Raw genomic sequence first — 16,441 nt, 5'->3', positions numbered from 1 at the left:
GTATTTATTGTTTTTTCTTTGAAGGCGAATACTGTAAGGACAGGAATTTAGCATTGCTTCTGCAAACTTTCTCCATTTCTTATGAGAACTTTTAAGCTGGATAAACAACCATTTCCTGTTGCCTGTATTTATCCTTAGAAAAAATTGACCTTTTTCTTCGATAACTCTTAAATTTAAGTTCCCCTGCTTGGTTTTATCCCCTCTGGAGAAAAGAGTTCCTTTGCGTTTATCTTCCCACTCTTTTTTGTACTTTTGCCTTTGTTTGATACATAAATGTTTGCTTTTCAGCTCGAAAAACAGGTCTTTCCCGCCAAAGATAACTTTACGAGGGTTTTCTCCAAGTTCTTTGGTGCTTTGCAAAACTTCACTGGCTTCAAGTATAGCATCGTCTACATATCTGGAATTCAGGTTAAACATTTGTTGCAGTTCTTTCTTGAGTTCTTTTCGGGTTTTCCCTTCAAGCAGGCGGTTATAAGCATATCTTTTGCAGGAGTTCCAGTTTCGCATCAGGTTGTCTAAACATTCTTTTTCTTCTTTCTTTGGAAATAACCTTGCCTGTATTGTTATGATTTGTTTCATTACCATCGCTGCCTTTCAATTTTGTGCAATTAGATTTATTTATTGCAAAACAGTTGTTATTGCACTATTTTGCATTGTTTAGCTCAACTGCTTAAACCTCCCACTTTTAGGCAGTAAGCATAGTGCCCACTCCAGCATCGGTGAAAATTTCTAAAAGTAGCGAATGGGCAATACGTCCATCGATAATGTGCACCGAACCAACGCCCCGCTTTATAGCGTTGATGGCACTTTCCGCTTTGGGAATCATTCCGCCGCGAATTACTCCCTGGTTTATTAACTCTTGCACTTCAGCAATACTGGCCTTGGAAAGGAGAGAATTTTCGTCCTTTTCATTAAGCAAAATTCCGGGAGTATCGGTTAAAACTATCAGTTTGTCAGCTTTTAAAGCTACTGCCACCTCCGCCGCCACTTCATCGGCATTTATGTTATAAAATTCCCCGTTGCCATTGGAACCCACCGGCGCTACTACCGGAATGTACCCCTTATCAATTAATGTTAAAAGAATTTCCGGATTTACTTCCGTAATTTCTCCTACATAACCAAGATCAAGATACTCTTCCCCTGTGGGCTCTGGATTTTTAGCAAGTTTTTTATGGGCTTTAAGGAGTCCTGCATCCTTTCCCGAAAGGCCTACCGCTTTGCCTCCGGCTTTTTCAATTAGTCCAACAATCTCTTTGTTGATCTTTCCTACCAGCACCATTTCCACTACTTCTAAGGTAGCTTCGTCGGTAACCCTTAACCCATTTATGAAGTTTGACCGAATATTAAGCTTATTTAACATGCGGCTGATTTCCGGACCACCGCCGTGTACTACCACCGGGTTAATCCCCACAAACTTCATCAATACTAAATCATTAATCACCGCTTCTTTTAACTGGTCACTGACCATGGCATGACCGCCGTATTTAATGACAATCGTCTTACCGTAAAATTTTTTAATATACGGAAGAGCCTCTATTAAAACTTTAGTTTTTTCCAGGTATTTTTCCATCTTTTTCCCACCTTCTAAGTCCGGTAACTGGCATTGATTTTCACGTAATCGTAGGTTAAATCACAACCCCAGGCTACCGCATTGGCGTCTCCTTCATTTAAATCAATGGTTACAATTACTTCCTCGCGAGCCAATTCTTCTTTAGCCTCTTCCTCGGAAAAAGGAAGGGGTACTCCTTTTTGCAACACTTTTACCTTACCCAGGTAAATATCGATTTTCTCCACCGTTATTTCTTCTCCGGCATACCCAACTGCGGTAATTATCCGTCCCCAGTTTGCGTCTTCCCCAAAAACCGCTGCTTTAAAGAGGTTGGAAGAAGTAACGGTTCGCGCAATTTTCCGGGCTTTCTGAAGGCTTTCAGCGTTAACCACCCGCACTTCTATAAGGCGAGTCGCTCCTTCCCCGTCCCGGGCTATGGCTTTTGCCAAATAAATTGCCACGTATTCCAGGGCATTTTTAAATTTTAAGTAAGCTTCTTCTTCTTTACTTTTTACCCAGACTCCAGAAAGTCCATTGGCCAAAACCGCCACCATATCGTTGGTACTGGAATCGCCATCCACCGAAATCATGTTAAAACTTTCGTCTACCACTTCCCGTAATGTTTCCTGTAAAAGCTCTTTTTCCATACCAATATCGGTGGTAATAAACGCCAGCATTGTCGCCATATTAGGGTGAATCATTCCGGAACCTTTGGCAATACCACCGACCTTCACCGTTTTTCCGTAAACTTCAAATTCTACCGCAATTTCTTTAGGGACAGTATCGGTGGTCATAATCGCTTCCGCCGCAGCTCCGCTTCCCTCCCTGGATAAAGCCTGGCAGGCCATCCTTATTCCATTAAGCACCTTATTTACCGGAAGAGGCACGCCAATTACCCCGGTAGAAGCTACCAGTACTTGCGAAATAGGTATTCCCAGGCATTTTCCTGTTTCATCAAGCATCTGGCGGGCTGCCAGCATTCCCTCTTCACCCGTACAGGCATTAGCATTGCCGCTATTTACCACAATTGCGGAAATAAGTTGGTCTTTAATATTTTCCATGGATAAGAGGATCGGTGCCGCTTTTACCTTATTGGTGGTAAAAACCGCCGCACCTACCGCAGGCTTTTCGGAAAAAATCACCGCTACATCTTTTTTGCTCTTTTTTATCCCCGCGTGAACCCCGGCCGCTAAAAAACCCTGGGGTGCGGTAACTCCACCTTGAATTTTCTTCATCCTAATCCCTCCTAAAAGTAAATTCCCGTATTTTTAAGTCCGCAAGTTTCATCCAATCCGGCCATTAAATTCATGTTCTGCACTGCTTGCCCTGCAGCCCCTTTGCCCAGGTTGTCAATGGCAACGGTCACGATAACCATTCCTCCCGGCTCTTTATTAACAGCAATTAAGGCATTATTGGTTCCGTAAACCGCCCGGGTTTCCGGTAACTGGCCATCCGGAAGGATTTTTATAAAAGGCTTATCCTGGTATTTTGCCAGGTAAATCTTTCTTAACTCTTCCAAAGAAACATCCGTAGTAAGACTCAGATAAATTGTCCCTAAAATCCCCCGTTTCATAGGAACCAGATGGGGAGTAAAAATAACTCTTAAGCCTTTCGCAAACATATTTAAGAAATTTTCCATTTCCGGCAGATGTCGATGTTTACCTCCAACTCCGTAAGGTCGGAAATTTTCCGCCACTTCCCCAAAAAGCATCTCCCTCTTAGCCGCTCTTCCAGCCCCCGTTACCCCCGACTTCATATCGCTGATGATCACACCTTGAATTAAAGCTTTTTCGGCTAAAGGAAGAACCGCCAGCAAAAAAGCCGTCGGGTAGCACCCTGGATTGGCAATTAGCCTGGCAGTTTTTATTTTTTCGGAAAAATATTCCGAAAGACCGTATACTGCTGTTTCCAAAAGCCCGGGAGCCGGATGCGGCCCGTACCATTTATCATAAACTTCCAGAGGAAGGCGAAAATCTGCTGATAAGTCAATAACCCTGACCCCTCGTCGGATTAGGTCTTGAGCATATCGCCCACTCTCTCCGTGCGGTAAAGCTAAAAAGGCAAAATCAGGGCTAAATTTTGTTAGTTCTTCTAAAGGCTTCACCTTGCCGGCAAAACCAAGGCCGAGAAAATGCTTCTCCAGTTCCACCTCTTCTCCCCGGCTAAAGAGGAAGAGGTCAGAAACTTTCGGATGCATAGATAATAACCTAATTAGTTCAGCACCGGTATAGCCGGTAGCACCAATTACTGCAACTTTCAAGGCTGCCCCTCCTTTTTTGATATATTTATAATATTACATACTTTTGTATAATTATGCAATAGTTTTATAAAAAAATTTCCGAAGATTTTTCTCCGGAAATTTGCTTAGCTCCCAAACTTCCCGCAAGAATAATACTTATGCTAACTAAGCTATTAACCAATTCTCTTTATTTTTTCCCATTTATTTTTCCTGCCCAAGATAAGAGAATTTTTTAAACTCCAAATAATACAGATAAGTCCCGGTAAAATACAGTATACCAACTGTCCAAAAAATAAGTGGATACCCTCCGGACTTAAATATTAAAGCATTTAAAGGTCCTCCTAAAGCCCATCCCAAAGAAAAGGTTGCCTGATTTAAGCTTAAGATAAGCCCTTTTCTGCCAGGATCCACCACCAGCACATTGGCCGATTGAAACAAAGGGGTTCCGGCATTCATCAAAGCATGGCGGACTAAAAATACTAATACCGCTAAACCAATACTAGGAACATAGCCAAGATATACGGTAAAAGGTAACGACACAAAGTTAAACAACACAAAAGCCCGCACCAGTCCTAAATATTGTGCTGCTTTGGTCCCAAAAGCCATAGCTAAAGACGTTAACCCTTGGGCTCCAGCTAAAGTTAAGCCAATAAAAGTATTTGAAACCCCAAACCGGTTAGCAAAATACAAATTTAAGTAAGGCATAAAAAGTCCCGAACCGGTACCAACTAACAGCGAAAAAAGAAAAATCGTTTTAAAAACTTTAAAATCTTTTTGGTCAGCAAAAATTCCTTTAATTATTAAAGTAAAATCTTCTTTTACTTCGACTTTCCGGCCTTTTTCCAAATGGGTTAAAAATAAATTTCCTGCTAAAAAAATTAAAGCCCCTAAGATTAGCGAGACCCGGTAGCTGTCTTTTAGCGATAGTATTCTGGCTAAAATATCGGTTAGAGCCCCTCCCCCGAAATTCCCAAGCATCGAAGCAATCATTATTGACGAATAGTGAAAGCCAATTAACCTTACTTCTTCTCCCGGTCGGGAAACTTCCGCTAAATAAGGCACACCATTTACCACTAATACTGAAAATCCCAACCCAAAAAGAAAAGCGGCCAAAATAATTAGGCCGGAAGTTTCAAAAATTCCCTGAAAAATTAACATTATCCCGGCAACAAAACTTCCCCAGAAAATAAAACGGCGTCGGCCGTACCGGTCGCCGATATAACCCGCCGGAATCATAAATAACGCCTGGGCCAATGAACTTGCTGCCACCACCTGACCTGCAACATCCATACCCAGGCCCAGTTGTTTTAGGTATAAATTAAATAACACCTGGTAAATACCGTAACCAAAATTCACAAAAAGCTGGGATATTAAAAATTTTTTTGCACTTTTTCCTGCAGTAATAAAGGATTTAATCAAAGACTGTTCTTTCATAGTCTACTCCAACGTTGTAATGTTATTCATATAATTAAAGTTTATTATTAATTATTACAACTTAATCCTTAAAAAATCCTGCCCTAAAGGATAATTTTAACTTTACTTTTACATTGCCGGCAGGTATCTCCTGAAAGTCCAGGAGTATCCACCCTAAAATAATCCCGCCGAATTAATAATGCCCCGCAACGAGGACAAAAAGTATCGTTAGAAGCATCGGGCAAATTGCCAAGGTAAACGTAGTTTAGATATTTCCCGGCTATCTCCCGGGCCCGGTATAAGCTTTCCTCCGGGGTAGGGGGCAAGTTAAACTTATACCGCGGAAAATACCGGGAAAAATGTAACGGAATATCAGGATCTATTTTCGCTAAAAATCTTGCCAATTCCTCAATCTGTTCGGGCGCATCATTAAGTCCTGGAACGAGCAACGTGGTAACTTCCACATGGGCTCCCAAAGCTTTGGATGCTTCAATAGCTTCTAAAACCGGAGTAACGCTCCCCTGACAAACATCACGGTAATACTCCTCCGTTATCCCTTTTAAATCGATATTGAGGGCATCAATAAAAGGTAAAAGTTTTTTTAAAGGCTCTTTATTAATGAATCCGTTGGTTACCAAAACGGTTTTGAAACCAAGCTCTTTAATTAAAGGAGCGGAAGCCTCTATGTATTCATACCATACTACTGGCTCCGAATAAGTATAAGCAACCCCAATCATTTCTTGAGATTTATATTTTTGAGCAAGTTTTACCAAATCTTCCGGTAAAAGCTTTTCACCGGTTTCGGCAATTTGGGATATTTCATAATTTTGACAAAATCCGCAGTTAAAATTACACCCAAAAGTACCTACCGAGAGAATAGTACTTCCAGGATAAAAGTGGTAAAGAGGTTTTTTTTCGATAGGATCTATATTTATAGCAGTTATTTTCCCAAAGTTTAAGGAATACAATCGTCCCTTTAAGTTCTTTCTCACCCGGCAGCGGCCGGTTTTACCGTCTGCTATGCGGCACCGGTGTGGACAAAGATGGCATTGAACTAAAGAATTTTCCAAGGCCTCGTAAAACATTGCCTCTTTCATAAGGCCACCCCTAATAATACCGTTCAACCAAAAACCTTTCAATTTTCACCGGCTCGTCCGGCGCTATCCCTGCTTTTCTTTTGGCAATCGCTAACTGTTTTTCTACCGTATCGACTCCTTCTAAATCGGGAAGTAATAGCCCTCGACGAAATCCTTTAGAAACTATCACTCCGTATTTTCTGGGATCTAATTCCGCTAAATCTCTAACTTCTTCGGGAGGATAAAGAATATCCACCGAGTAGGTAAGTTCATCCAATTCACCCTCTTCTACCGGCTCAAAGCGTGGATCCCTTAGTCCGGCTTCCAAACTGTTTTTAATAATCTCTTCGGCCAGGTTTTCGGTGGTGGGTGCTATCGTACCGATGCAACCCCTCAGTTCCCCGTCTTTTTTAATGGAAACAAAGACCCCCGCTTTCCGCTTAAAAATCTCCGGTAGAGGTTCTGGCGGAGTTATGGTTTTACCGGTACGCACGTAAGTTTCTAAAGCCTCCCGGGCAAGCCGCACATAGGGCGACTCCTTTTCCCGGCGCTTTTTTATTTCCTCCTGTTTTTTGACAATTAATTTGGGATAAAAGTAGCGTTCTTTATCTTCCCCTTGAGCTTCGACTTCCGCCACCAGATAACCGACCCCAAAAGGCCCTTCGTAGCTAAGCACCCCGCTTCTTACCCGATATCCTTCAAAAGCGCCAAATAACATAATAAAGGAACGAAGACCGCACTCTCCTGCTTGCTCGGCAAAGCTTTTATCAATAGTTAAAAGCTCCCAGGGATCACCCTTGGTAAAAACATCTACCATCAACCGATCAAAATAACGTCCGGAAGGATCGTAGCCCGCAGGGGCATCCGGTGTTAGCCGGTGAGATAAATCTCCCGATGCTATGATAACAATTTGGCGCTTAAGTTCTGCAGCTACTTCTCTAATTATCGTGCCCAAACGGTAAATCTCGGAAAAAGGGATAAGCCCCTGGCTTACTACAACAAGTCTGTACTTTTGCTCCGGATCTAAATAATAAAGAGGTACCATTGTTCCGTGGTCGAGGGTAGTTGGAACCCTTACTACTCGAGCTAAACCAGCATCAATCCCTGCAACAGAAACGCCTTCATGTTTTGCTTTCGTAATAAATGTCCGGGCAAATTCTAAATCGGTTTGGTAGGAAAAAGTAATTTCTGGTGCTCCAAAGTTACCGAAGTTTCCGGTAAGTTTTTCATTCATATTTACAGCTACCACATCGCTAAAAAGCGGAGCGTGGGGAGAAATTACTATTAATGTTTCCGGATTTATTTTCTTAATTTTTTCCTTGAGCTCCTTTAAAGCATTAATAGTATTTTGACATTTCTTTTCCTCTCCCCGCCCAATTTCCGGGATTATTATTGGCGGGTGCGGAGCTGCAATTCCATAAATATTATTCATCTTTAATCCTCCCACTCTAATTCCCTGGGGCAAAAATCCTTTGGTTCCTGGCAATATCCCTCACACAGTTCGCAACTGCCGTACTCGGCACAATCAAAGCAAACACAGGATAAGCACAGGTTAGGCATACCACCACTCCATGAAGGTTTTTTCATGTTCTATTATATGTAATTTTAGCCAAAAATAAAATAAAAAAGAGGCTACTGTACATACAGCCTCCTTAAAGTTTACCCTAAACTTATTTGAGATATGCTCTAACTTTAGGTATCTGATCTAATAAATACCAGGCTCGAACATAATCTCCACCAACTCTAGATGTTCGGTATATATATCTTACTTCAAGAATTACTTTTTTATACTTTTTTGTTTTCATTTCTCTTTTTATTTCTGAATAAAATTTCAAATTTTTTTCAACGTCATCTTTTAAAATAAATGTAGGACTTGGAAATGCAACACGTGTTATTTTTGTTAATGCTTTCCATGCATAGTCTATCAATTTGATGTCTCTCGAAAAATAAATTAAAAGTAAATTATCCACTATTTCATCAACCTCAGAATAAGTAAGATCCTCTGTTCGGGTTTCAATTTGACCAACTTTTACATTATTATAACTGCTACCTAATAAAACTTCTACATTAAAAGTCAAAATTAATAATATTATAGTAAGTAATGCTAATAAAACTTTCTTGAATCTCAATTTTTCCCCCCCCTTAAAAATAATTTGATAATATTCATCAATATATTATATCAGTTTTTATTACTAACAATAACATTAATTAAATTAAGTCCATATATTTGTTTAAAAAGGGAAATAAAAAGGGAAATTAAAAAAAGGTTAAGCCATCCCCACCCTCTGGTTAGAATAGGCCAGTAAAATACCCATGATAATTGAGGCAATGGTCATTTCCGGAAGCCTTGTGGTAGGTGGAACATAAGGCTCGTACTGGTCTCCCGGAATACCACCGTACGCAGTGTAGGATAAACCTTTTTTTCCACAACTCTTACCTCCGTTTTAAACCAAGCATTAATTTTTTACTCCTGCCGCAGTTCGCCCTAAAGTATAAAAATAGGGACTGTCCCTATCTTTATACTTAAAGTATAAAGAAAAGAACCGTCCCCAAATTACTACTTTTGAAAGTATTTTAAAACCGCTAAATAAATTGCGAAACTTATTTTCTCCCGGTAATCGGGGTCTAATAAAAGCCGTTCCTCTTCTGGATTTGATAAAAACCCTACCTCGGCAATTGCCGAGGCCATCTGGGAATTGCGGTTTATAAAATAATCTCCGGATTTAGCTACCCGGTTAGTATTTCCTAAAATTGTCCTAAAGCTCTCCTGAATAAGCTCCGCCAGTTTTTTCCCTTCATTATCTCCTTCCTGATAAAAAGTCTGAGCTCCGCGGTACTTGCGCTCGGGAAAGCTATTGGCGTGAATGCTTATCAATACCTCCGCCTGTTTTTCTTCGGCAAACTGGATCCGGCGGGCTAAGTCTTGTTTTTTCCTGGCCGAATACCCCCGAATCCCCGGCTCAGCCAAATCATAATCCCCCGAACGGGTAAGATAAACCTGAGCTCCGGCCCTTTGTAATTTAGTCGCCACCCGGCGAGCTATGTCAAGGGTAATTTCCTTCTCTACCGCCCCCTGTTGACCTTTACACCCCGGGTCCTGACCTCCATGCCCCGGATCTATAACAATAATCCTATTGGCAACCGCCACCGCTAAAACCCGTACTTCCTTATTTACCAAAATATTTCTAAAAACTGTACCTAATACCGTCAAAATTATAATTACCATCATTGCCGTCAGAACTTTTTGCCGGGTTAAACGATACACTTTAAAAATAATCATCACCTATACACCTCCGGCTTGTAAATTATATGCCCAGCCGAAGGATATTATTAATACAAAATTCAGTAAAGTCCACCCGTCCCGGTACAATTAACTTTTGAAACCATTTTTTCATTATCCAAAAAATCGATTTAACCATAAAATATAATAGCAAGAAAAAGGAGGGATAAAATGAACCACAAAAATACTAACTTTCAGCTAAACTCCCCTTATCCTCCGGTAAAGGTTAAAAACCCCAACGTCATGTATGCAGAAATCTTAATGGACGATTATGCAGGTACAGCCAGTGAACTTACCGCCATTACCCAGTACCTGTATCATCATTTAGAAAGCGAAAATACAAATCCGCAAATTGCTAAACTTTTTGAAGGGGTAGCTTTGGTCGAAATGCACCATCTTGAAATGCTGGGAAAGCTCATAATTGCCTTTGGCGGAAATCCTACCTATCGGGGTAGTTTTGGTAACAATTTCGCTTTCTGGAGCGGACACTACGTTAATTATTCCCAAAATATCCGGGAGCAATTGATAGCCGATATTCACGCAGAAAAAACGGCAATCGCCAATTATTTAAAACATGCAGAAATTATTGATGATCCATACGCCCGGTCAGTTCTCTACAGGATTATAGAAGATGAAGAATTGCATTTAAAATTATTTAAGGAAGCTTTAAAAAGCTTAAGGGAAGGTTAACCCTTCCCTTTTACTTTATTTAAAAACTCAATAACCTTATTAACGTATTTTTCCCCGGCAACAGCATAATTTTTAACATGAGTGGCTCCAAGAACCACCCATAATTCTGCTTGAGGATAGGCGTTTTTTAAGAGTATGCTATTTTTTAAAGGCACGTCGGTGTCCTTATCGCCATGAATTAATAAAAGCGGCCTTCCAGCGAGTTTCGGAAGTTCTTTTATGGGACTCACTTTAGTTGGATCCAGCCCGGTAAGCGGCGGCACCACAATTAGAAACGCCTGGTTAAAAGGTACGGAAGGAAGGCCACTCCATACCGAAAGGTTTTCCATAAGGTAAGGTTTTAAATCAGCAAAAGGTGAATCGGCAATTACGCCAGCCACGTTTTCCTCGCGAGCACCGGTAATTATTGCCGTTGCTGCCCCCATGGAAAAGCCATGCAGTACAATCTTCCCGGAAAGTTTTTTCTCCTGGCGGATAAAATCCACTGCCCCCAAAAGGTCGTTTACCTCATAAAGCCCAACAGAAGTTAAATTTCCCTCCGATTCCCCGGAATTTCGAAAATCAAAGAGTAAAACATTCCACCCGTGTTCATAAACTTTTTTAGCAATAGGCAGGACAGGAACATCTAATTGTAACCGGTTCTTCCGGTAACCATGGGCAAAGATAACCGTATCATTGCTTGCGGCAGGAATGAACCAGCCTCGTAACTTCAATCCGTCTTCCCGGGAGGTAAAGCTCACCTCTTCAAAGGGTAAACCGTAATCCGCCGGAGTTCCTTCAAGCTTTTCCCGGACAGGATGCGTTAAGTTCCACCCAACATAACCGGAAATCCCACCAATCGCCAGGATTAGTAGCAAAAGCAGCAGTATAGTAATTAGAAATAACTTCCGAATTTTTAACCTTTGCCTTTCCTGTAATTCTAAAACAGGCATTATCTTACCCCCCCTTAATTTTTATTAATTTTCTGAATATTGTTGGTAAATTTTAAAATTACATTTAGATAAAAAACCAGGCAGTTCTGCCTGGTTTTCCCACTATCTTTTGGTCCACTGAGGTCTTCTCCGGGATTTCCGCAGTCCGTACTTCTTCCGCTCGACCATCCGGGGATCCCGGGTAAGAAACCCTGCTTTTTTCAGCACCGGTCTTAACGAAGGATCGGCCTGAACCAGGGCCCGAGCAATACCAAGTCTCACGGCCCCTGCCTGACCGGAAATGCCGCCACCATGAACTTTAGCCTTAACATTAAACTTTCCAACAGTATTGGTTAGTTCCAACGGTTGTTTAACAATAATCTGCAGGGTTTTTCTCGGGAAGTATTCTTCTTAAGATTTTCCGTTTATGGTAATGTTCCCTTCGCCGGGAACCACAAAAACCCGGGCGACCGCTTCTTTTCTCCGGCCCGTACCGTAGAAATTAACTACTGCCATCTAAAACGCCTCCCTTCGCCCGTATCTAAAATTGCCAGATTTCCGGCTTTTGAGCTTGATGCGGATGTGATTCCCCGGCATATACTTTAAGCTTCTTAAAAAGCTTTCTTCCCAGCCGGTTATGCGGAAGCATCCCTTTTACAGCTTTTTCAAAAGCCAGGACCGGATTAGTTTTCATTAAGATTCCGTAGGGAATAGCTTTTAAACCGCCCGGATAGCGGCTGTGACGGTAAAACATTTTCTTTTCTAACTTTTTCCCGGTTAAAACAGCCTTTTCAGCATTAATAATAATAACATAATCGCCAGTATCTACATGAGGAGTAAATTCCGGTTTGTGCTTACCTCTCAAAAGCTTAGCAGCTTCACTGGCTACCCGTCCGAGGGGTTTTCCAGCAGCATCTATAACATACCATTTCTTTTCCACTTCGTTGGGCTTGGCCATGTATGTGGTTCTCACCTTGTTCCCTCCTTTTGCCGTAACTCTCGCGGTATTGCCAATGGGGGCTCGACACTGGCAAATACCTATACCATTATAATTTTATGGGAATACCCCTGGCCTGTCAAGCAATTCTTCGATTAAAAATGTAAATTAAGTAAAAAATATAAATACAGCCGTTAAATATTAATGTCCAGGCACTTAATCTCCGCCAGGAATTAACCAAAAAAAGCGCCGCTAATGCTGCAAAAAAAGCCATTATACCGCTTAAAACTACATCCGTTGATAAATGCCATGGAGTAAAGATTATCCCAATCGAGGTTATAACCGAGCTTTGAAAAACCATCGCTCCGGTAATGTTTCCTACCGCCAGAGTATCTTTCCCGCTTTTCATCCAAACTACACTGTTAAATTTTTCGGGAAGTTCCGTGGCTATAGGAGTAATAACCAAGGATAAAGCCATCGGAGATATTCCTATCAGGTGCGCTAATTGGGTTAAATTAGCTACAAAGTACTTGGCCCCCACCACGATCAATAAGAGACTTATTGCAAGCTGCAAAAGTATCGCCCGAATCCTCGGAATTGTCCTTTGGGGAGTAAAGATTAACGGTTCCACTTCTCCAATCTCACCGCTATCTTCATTAACCGTCTTATATACATAAATTAAGTAGCCCAAAACTAATATTAACGCAATAGACCTTTGCAGAAACCCCCTGGGTACAAAAGCCGCCAAATATGAAAGGGAATAAAATAAAAGAAAACTTTTTATATCCCTTAAAAAAAGTTTTCGCTCCAAAACAACCTCGCTTCCAAAAGCCCGCCGTCGACTGAAAAGTAAAGCAGCGGTGCCGGTTACCATAAAACCAATGGTAATCAGCATAAACGGTGCCCCTAAAATTGCCCCAATACCAATTTCAGTGCTGTGGTCCGCTTGACTGCCAAAAAAGATGGCAATAACCGGAACCATCGTTTCCGGCAGAGCAGTTCCGACCGCTGCAAAAATGCTCCCCACCGCTCCCTGGTTAAAGCCAAAACGGCGGCCAAACCACTCCACCGCATTGGTAAAGGTAAATGCTCCCCCTAAGATAAGCAAAAGATTAAAAATTAACAGGCCCCCCAGATAGGTCAAGGCTTTCCCTTCTTTCAGTAAAAAACTTTCACAAGAAAAAGACCGTGGGCTGGAGCAGTTTTACCGGCAAGCTTTTTATTTCCGGTGGTTAAAATTTCTTTTACCCTTTCCGGATAGCCATTTAAGCCAATTTCCACCAGCGTACCGGTTAAAATTCTGGCCATCTTATACAGGAAAGAGTCGGCAACAAACGTAAAATACCCTAAAAAACCGTCCTCCCGGTAACTTGCCTCAAACATGGTTTTAACCGGGTTTTTGCCGCTACTTCCCGTTGCTCCAAAGCCGGAAAAATTATGGGTACCGATTAAATATTCCAGAGCCTTTGCTACTCTTTCCCGGTCAAGTTTTTGGGGCAAAGCCCAGGCATACCGTTCATAAAAGGGTGAAGGAGGACCGTAATACAAGTAATACCTGTACTCCTTTTTCAGGGCTGAATATCGGGCATGAAAATCGTCCGGTACTATTTCAGCTTCTAAAACTCGAATTGAGGTTGGAAGGGCATTATTCAAAATTTCCGGAATTTTATCTACCGGCGCTTTCCAGGATGCCGAAAAATTTACCACCTGCCCCAGAGCATGAACTCCGGCATCGGTTCGACCAGCCCCAATTACTTTTACCGGTTCTTTTAAAATTTTATGAAGCTTTTCCTCTAAAATGCCTTGAATCGTCTGCGGGGTATTTTTTTGCTTTTGAAATCCTGCAAAATTGGTTCCATCGTAAGCAATGGTTAGCTTAAAATTTGGCAGGAAAACCACCCCAAAGCTTCAGGATTACAAAGAGCATTGCAATTAAAAGATTTAAAAACAGAAAAAGATAGTCTTTGGCCGTAAATTTTAACGGCTTTAATTTACCGCGGGGGGCACCTATACGGTAACCTCTGGCCTCCATCGCTACCGCTAACTCATCGGCCCTTTTAAAAGCATTAATAAATAATGGAATAATTAGGGGAAGCATCATTTGGGCTTTCTTAGAAAGCCCCCGGGTGTAAAAATCAGCTCCCCGGGACTCCTGAGCTTTAATTAGTCGCTCCGCTTCCTCCGTTAGCGTCGGTATAAACCTAAGCGCTATGGTAAGCATTAAAGCAATTTCTCCATAAGGCAAGCCAAAGCGGCCAAAAGGTTTTAAAAGACTTTCCAAGCCATGAGTTAACTCCGTCGGTGAGGTGGTCGCGGTCAGAAGATAGGCTGATAATAGCATTACTACCAGGCGTAAAAATACTATTCCGCTGTTTATCAATCCTTCCCGGGTAATCTTAAACGGACCTATGGTAATTAACTTTTCCCCCGGGGTAAAAAAAAGCTGAAGAATTAACGCTAAAACCAGGATAAAAACTACGGGCTTAAGCGCCTGCCAAAACATTTTGGGTTTAATACCTGCTAAAAAGGTAACCAGTATTACCCCAAAAAGCAAAAACCCTAAATGCACTAAGTTGTCTAAGAAAAACACCAAGAAAACCGCCACAAGCAAAGTAAAAAATTTGGTGCGCGGGTCTAAACGATGGATGAGGCTATTCCCGGGAATGTATTGACCAATGGTATTAACATTAATCATTACCCCGCACCACCCTTACGATTTCCCCCACCGTTTCCTCCAGGGAAATGGTCATCTTTACTTTATGACCCCGACTTTGCAACAGTTTTATGACCTGGGCATAAACCGGCAAACTTAACCCGGGTATATTTTTCTCCATAAGCTTATGAAATACCTCGATTTTTTCTCCAAAAGCCGCTATTCTGCCCCGGTCTAAAACTACAATTTGATCGCAAAGATAGGCCACTTCGTCCATATTATGCGAAACAATAATTACCGTAACACCCTGTTTTTTTAAAGATAATAAAAGCCGGTAAATGGTTTCTTTCCCTGCCGGATCCAGAGCAGCCGCTGGTTCATCTAAGATCAGGTATTTGGGTGATATACCTAAAACCGATGCTATCGCCAGTCTTCGTTTTTCACCACCGCTTAATTCAAAAGGCGACCTTTTTAAATAGCTTTCATCCAAACCTACCTGTCTTAATAGTTCCGCCGCTTGCTCTTCGGTAATTTCCCTTCCAAAGTTTTTCGGGCCAAAAGTAAGTTCATCAAATACCGTTTCCGCAAAAAGCTGATGTTCCGGATATTGAAAAATAAGCTGCACTTTTTGGCGTATTGCTTTTAAGTTGCCTTTTTTGGAAGTTATAAGACCGTCTACCACAACATTCCCCCGGGTTGGGGTTAAAAGGCCGTTTAAAAGCATGAGAAGCGTTGATTTTCCGGAACCCGTTGGCCCGATAATCCCTGTTATGATTCCTTCGTTAAAGTTTAAGTTAATATTATTTAAAGCAATAACTTCCATCGGCGTTCCGGGATTATAAACAAAAGTTACCTCATTTAACGTAATCGGCATATTTCCTCCACCAGCATTTCCGGTGTTGTCACCGTATCGGGTATGAAAATTTTCTCCTTCCAAAGCCGCTCCATAAGTTTATAAAGTGGGGGTACATCAAGCCCTAATTGCTGAACTAAAGGTTTTTGACGAAAGAAGTTATTGGGTGTTCCATCAAAAGCAACCCTTCCCCGGTCAAAGGCTATAAGGCGCTTTGCCCTTAAAGCTTCTTCCATGTAATGGGTTATAAAAATAATTGTAAGTTTTTCCTCTTCATTAAGCTTTAGTAATAAATTTAAAACTTCCTGCCTGCCCGCCGGATCAAGCATGGAGGTAGGCTCATCTAAAAGCAAAATTCGCGGCCTTAATGCTAAGGCTCCAGCAATAGCCAGCCTTTGCTTTTGTCCTCCCGATAATGCATAGGAAGCCCTCTGTCGCAGTTCCCAGAGGCCCGTTAACTTAAGTGCTTCCTCCACCCGTTTTATTATTTCCCCGGTCGGCAAGTTCAGGTTTTCGGGCCCAAAGGCCACGTCCTCTTCTACCACCGCCGCTACAATCTGATTATCGGGATTTTGAAAAACAAGACCAATTTGGGTCCCCAAGAGCCCTTCCTCTTTCAGTTTTTGGGGCTTTCGACCTAAAACTTCTACATAACCCTCATTAGGTTCCAAAAGCCCGGTTAACAATTTTATAAAGGTAGTTTTTCCGGAGCCATTTGGTCCAACTAAGGCTACCAGTTCCCCTTGTAAAAAGGAGAGGGATACGTTTTGCAACGCATACCTCTCCTTTTCTGCAGCATAATGATAGCTCAAATTATTAGCTACAATAACCGTTTCCATA

General features: G+C 41.7%; 17 protein-coding genes and 1 pseudogene. 1 reads left to right on the top strand and 17 read right to left on the bottom strand.

Translation table 11 applies throughout. The features are described 5' to 3' along the window. The 9 genes from ciss_RS03255 to cwlD form a co-directional block, all read right to left on the bottom strand. A partial coding sequence (locus ciss_RS03255) for an SSO2105 N-terminal domain-containing protein (RefSeq protein WP_501161878.1) occupies nt 1-579 on the bottom strand: 579 nt, incomplete at its 3' end. 106 nt (nt 580-685) lie between these two features. Next, a complete protein-coding gene (argB, locus tag ciss_RS03250; RefSeq protein WP_075864875.1) occupies nt 686-1,570 on the bottom strand; it encodes an acetylglutamate kinase in 885 nt (294 codons plus the stop codon). A 14-nt stretch (nt 1,571-1,584) separates the two neighbouring features. Beyond that, nucleotides 1,585-2,784: a bifunctional glutamate N-acetyltransferase/amino-acid acetyltransferase ArgJ gene (gene argJ / locus ciss_RS03245; protein ID WP_075864874.1), complete on the bottom strand. Its 1,200-nt coding sequence runs from the start codon at nt 2,782-2,784 to the stop codon at nt 1,585-1,587. Nucleotides 2,785-2,795: 11 nt separating this feature from the next. Further along, nucleotides 2,796-3,809 carry an N-acetyl-gamma-glutamyl-phosphate reductase gene (argC, locus tag ciss_RS03240; protein ID WP_075864873.1) on the bottom strand — a complete coding sequence of 338 codons (1,014 nt, stop codon included), beginning with the start codon at nt 3,807-3,809 and terminating at the stop codon, nt 2,796-2,798. Nucleotides 3,810-3,989: 180 nt separating this feature from the next. Further along, nucleotides 3,990-5,222, bottom strand: coding sequence for an MFS transporter (locus ciss_RS03235; RefSeq protein WP_075864872.1), 1,233 nt, complete (start codon nt 5,220-5,222; stop codon nt 3,990-3,992). 83 nt (nt 5,223-5,305) lie between these two features. Next, entirely contained in the window at nt 5,306-6,298 is a 993-nt protein-coding gene (gene amrS, locus ciss_RS03230; protein ID WP_075864871.1) for an AmmeMemoRadiSam system radical SAM enzyme, read from the bottom strand. Nucleotides 6,299-6,308: 10 nt separating this feature from the next. Further along, nucleotides 6,309-7,709 (bottom strand): AmmeMemoRadiSam system protein A, encoded by a 1,401-nt coding sequence (gene amrA / locus ciss_RS03225; protein WP_075864870.1) that lies wholly within the window; start codon nt 7,707-7,709, stop codon nt 6,309-6,311. A gap of 238 nt (nt 7,710-7,947) precedes the next feature. Further along, nucleotides 7,948-8,406 (bottom strand): hypothetical protein, encoded by a 459-nt coding sequence (locus ciss_RS03220; RefSeq protein WP_075864869.1) that lies wholly within the window; start codon nt 8,404-8,406, stop codon nt 7,948-7,950. A 428-nt stretch (nt 8,407-8,834) separates the two neighbouring features. After that, nucleotides 8,835-9,557, bottom strand: coding sequence for an N-acetylmuramoyl-L-alanine amidase CwlD (gene cwlD / locus ciss_RS03215; RefSeq protein WP_075864876.1), 723 nt, complete (start codon nt 9,555-9,557; stop codon nt 8,835-8,837). 171 nt (nt 9,558-9,728) lie between these two features. Here cwlD and ciss_RS03210 point away from each other — a divergent pair, with 171 nt between their 5' ends. Next, nucleotides 9,729-10,247, top strand: coding sequence for a ferritin-like domain-containing protein (locus ciss_RS03210; RefSeq protein WP_075864868.1), 519 nt, complete (start codon nt 9,729-9,731; stop codon nt 10,245-10,247). Here ciss_RS03210 and ciss_RS03205 read toward each other — a convergent pair. From ciss_RS03205 to ciss_RS03170, 8 genes and pseudogenes are all read right to left on the bottom strand, one after another. After that, complete coding sequence (locus ciss_RS03205; protein ID WP_075864867.1) at nt 10,244-11,179, bottom strand: alpha/beta hydrolase; 936 nt, start codon at nt 11,177-11,179, stop codon at nt 10,244-10,246. The genes ciss_RS03210 and ciss_RS03205 overlap by 4 nt on opposite strands. Nucleotides 11,180-11,281: 102 nt before the next feature. After that, nucleotides 11,282-11,674 (bottom strand): annotated as a pseudogene (gene rpsI, locus ciss_RS03200) (30S ribosomal protein S9). A gap of 25 nt (nt 11,675-11,699) precedes the next feature. Then, nucleotides 11,700-12,116 carry a 50S ribosomal protein L13 gene (rplM, locus tag ciss_RS03195; protein WP_201787763.1) on the bottom strand — a complete coding sequence of 139 codons (417 nt, stop codon included), beginning with the start codon at nt 12,114-12,116 and terminating at the stop codon, nt 11,700-11,702. 118 nt (nt 12,117-12,234) lie between these two features. Then, nucleotides 12,235-13,239: a sodium:calcium antiporter gene (locus tag ciss_RS03190; protein WP_075864865.1), complete on the bottom strand. Its 1,005-nt coding sequence runs from the start codon at nt 13,237-13,239 to the stop codon at nt 12,235-12,237. Nucleotides 13,240-13,253: 14 nt separating this feature from the next. Then, complete coding sequence (truA, locus tag ciss_RS03185; RefSeq protein WP_075864864.1) at nt 13,254-13,994, bottom strand: tRNA pseudouridine(38-40) synthase TruA; 741 nt, start codon at nt 13,992-13,994, stop codon at nt 13,254-13,256. Then, complete coding sequence (locus ciss_RS03180) at nt 13,972-14,790, bottom strand: energy-coupling factor transporter transmembrane component T family protein (protein WP_075864863.1); 819 nt, start codon at nt 14,788-14,790, stop codon at nt 13,972-13,974. Before ciss_RS03180 ends, truA begins: the two co-directional genes overlap by 23 nt. Continuing rightward, nucleotides 14,783-15,622, bottom strand: coding sequence for an ATP-binding cassette domain-containing protein (locus ciss_RS03175; RefSeq protein WP_075864862.1), 840 nt, complete (start codon nt 15,620-15,622; stop codon nt 14,783-14,785). Before ciss_RS03175 ends, ciss_RS03180 begins: the two co-directional genes overlap by 8 nt. Further along, on the bottom strand, nt 15,607-16,440 hold the full coding sequence (locus ciss_RS03170) for an energy-coupling factor transporter ATPase (protein WP_075864861.1): 834 nt from the start codon (nt 16,438-16,440) through the stop codon (nt 15,607-15,609). The genes ciss_RS03175 and ciss_RS03170 overlap by 16 nt, the downstream gene beginning before the upstream one ends. Between the last annotated feature and the right edge of the window lies 1 nt (nt 16,441).

The organism is Carboxydothermus islandicus (assembly GCF_001950325.1).
Lineage (GTDB): Bacteria > Bacillota > Z-2901 > Carboxydothermales > Carboxydothermaceae > Carboxydothermus > Carboxydothermus islandicus.
Note: the sequence above shows the minus strand (reverse complement) of the source record. Positions and strands in the feature narration are given on the sequence as shown.

Bases quoted from the DNA above. Each gene is read 5' to 3' on its own strand.
- argB (WP_075864875.1), bottom strand. From the start codon at position 1,570: ATGGAAAAATACCTGGAAAAAACTAAAGTTTTAATAGAGGCTCTTCCG.
- argJ (WP_075864874.1), bottom strand. From the start codon at position 2,784: ATGAAGAAAATTCAAGGTGGAGTTACCGCACCCCAGGGTTTTTTAGCG.
- ciss_RS03235 (WP_075864872.1), bottom strand. From the start codon at position 5,222: ATGAAAGAACAGTCTTTGATTAAATCCTTTATTACTGCAGGAAAAAGT.
- amrS (WP_075864871.1), bottom strand. From the start codon at position 6,298: ATGAAAGAGGCAATGTTTTACGAGGCCTTGGAAAATTCTTTAGTTCAA.
- amrA (WP_075864870.1), bottom strand. From the start codon at position 7,709: ATGAATAATATTTATGGAATTGCAGCTCCGCACCCGCCAATAATAATC.
- cwlD (WP_075864876.1), bottom strand. From the start codon at position 9,557: ATGATTATTTTTAAAGTGTATCGTTTAACCCGGCAAAAAGTTCTGACG.
- ciss_RS03210 (WP_075864868.1), top strand. From the start codon at position 9,729: ATGAACCACAAAAATACTAACTTTCAGCTAAACTCCCCTTATCCTCCG.
- ciss_RS03205 (WP_075864867.1), bottom strand. From the start codon at position 11,179: ATGCCTGTTTTAGAATTACAGGAAAGGCAAAGGTTAAAAATTCGGAAG.
- rplM (WP_201787763.1), bottom strand. From the start codon at position 12,116: ATGGCCAAGCCCAACGAAGTGGAAAAGAAATGGTATGTTATAGATGCT.
- ciss_RS03180 (WP_075864863.1), bottom strand. From the start codon at position 14,790: ATGATTAATGTTAATACCATTGGTCAATACATTCCCGGGAATAGCCTC.
- ciss_RS03175 (WP_075864862.1), bottom strand. From the start codon at position 15,622: ATGCCGATTACGTTAAATGAGGTAACTTTTGTTTATAATCCCGGAACG.
- ciss_RS03170 (WP_075864861.1), bottom strand. From the start codon at position 16,440: ATGGAAACGGTTATTGTAGCTAATAATTTGAGCTATCATTATGCTGCA.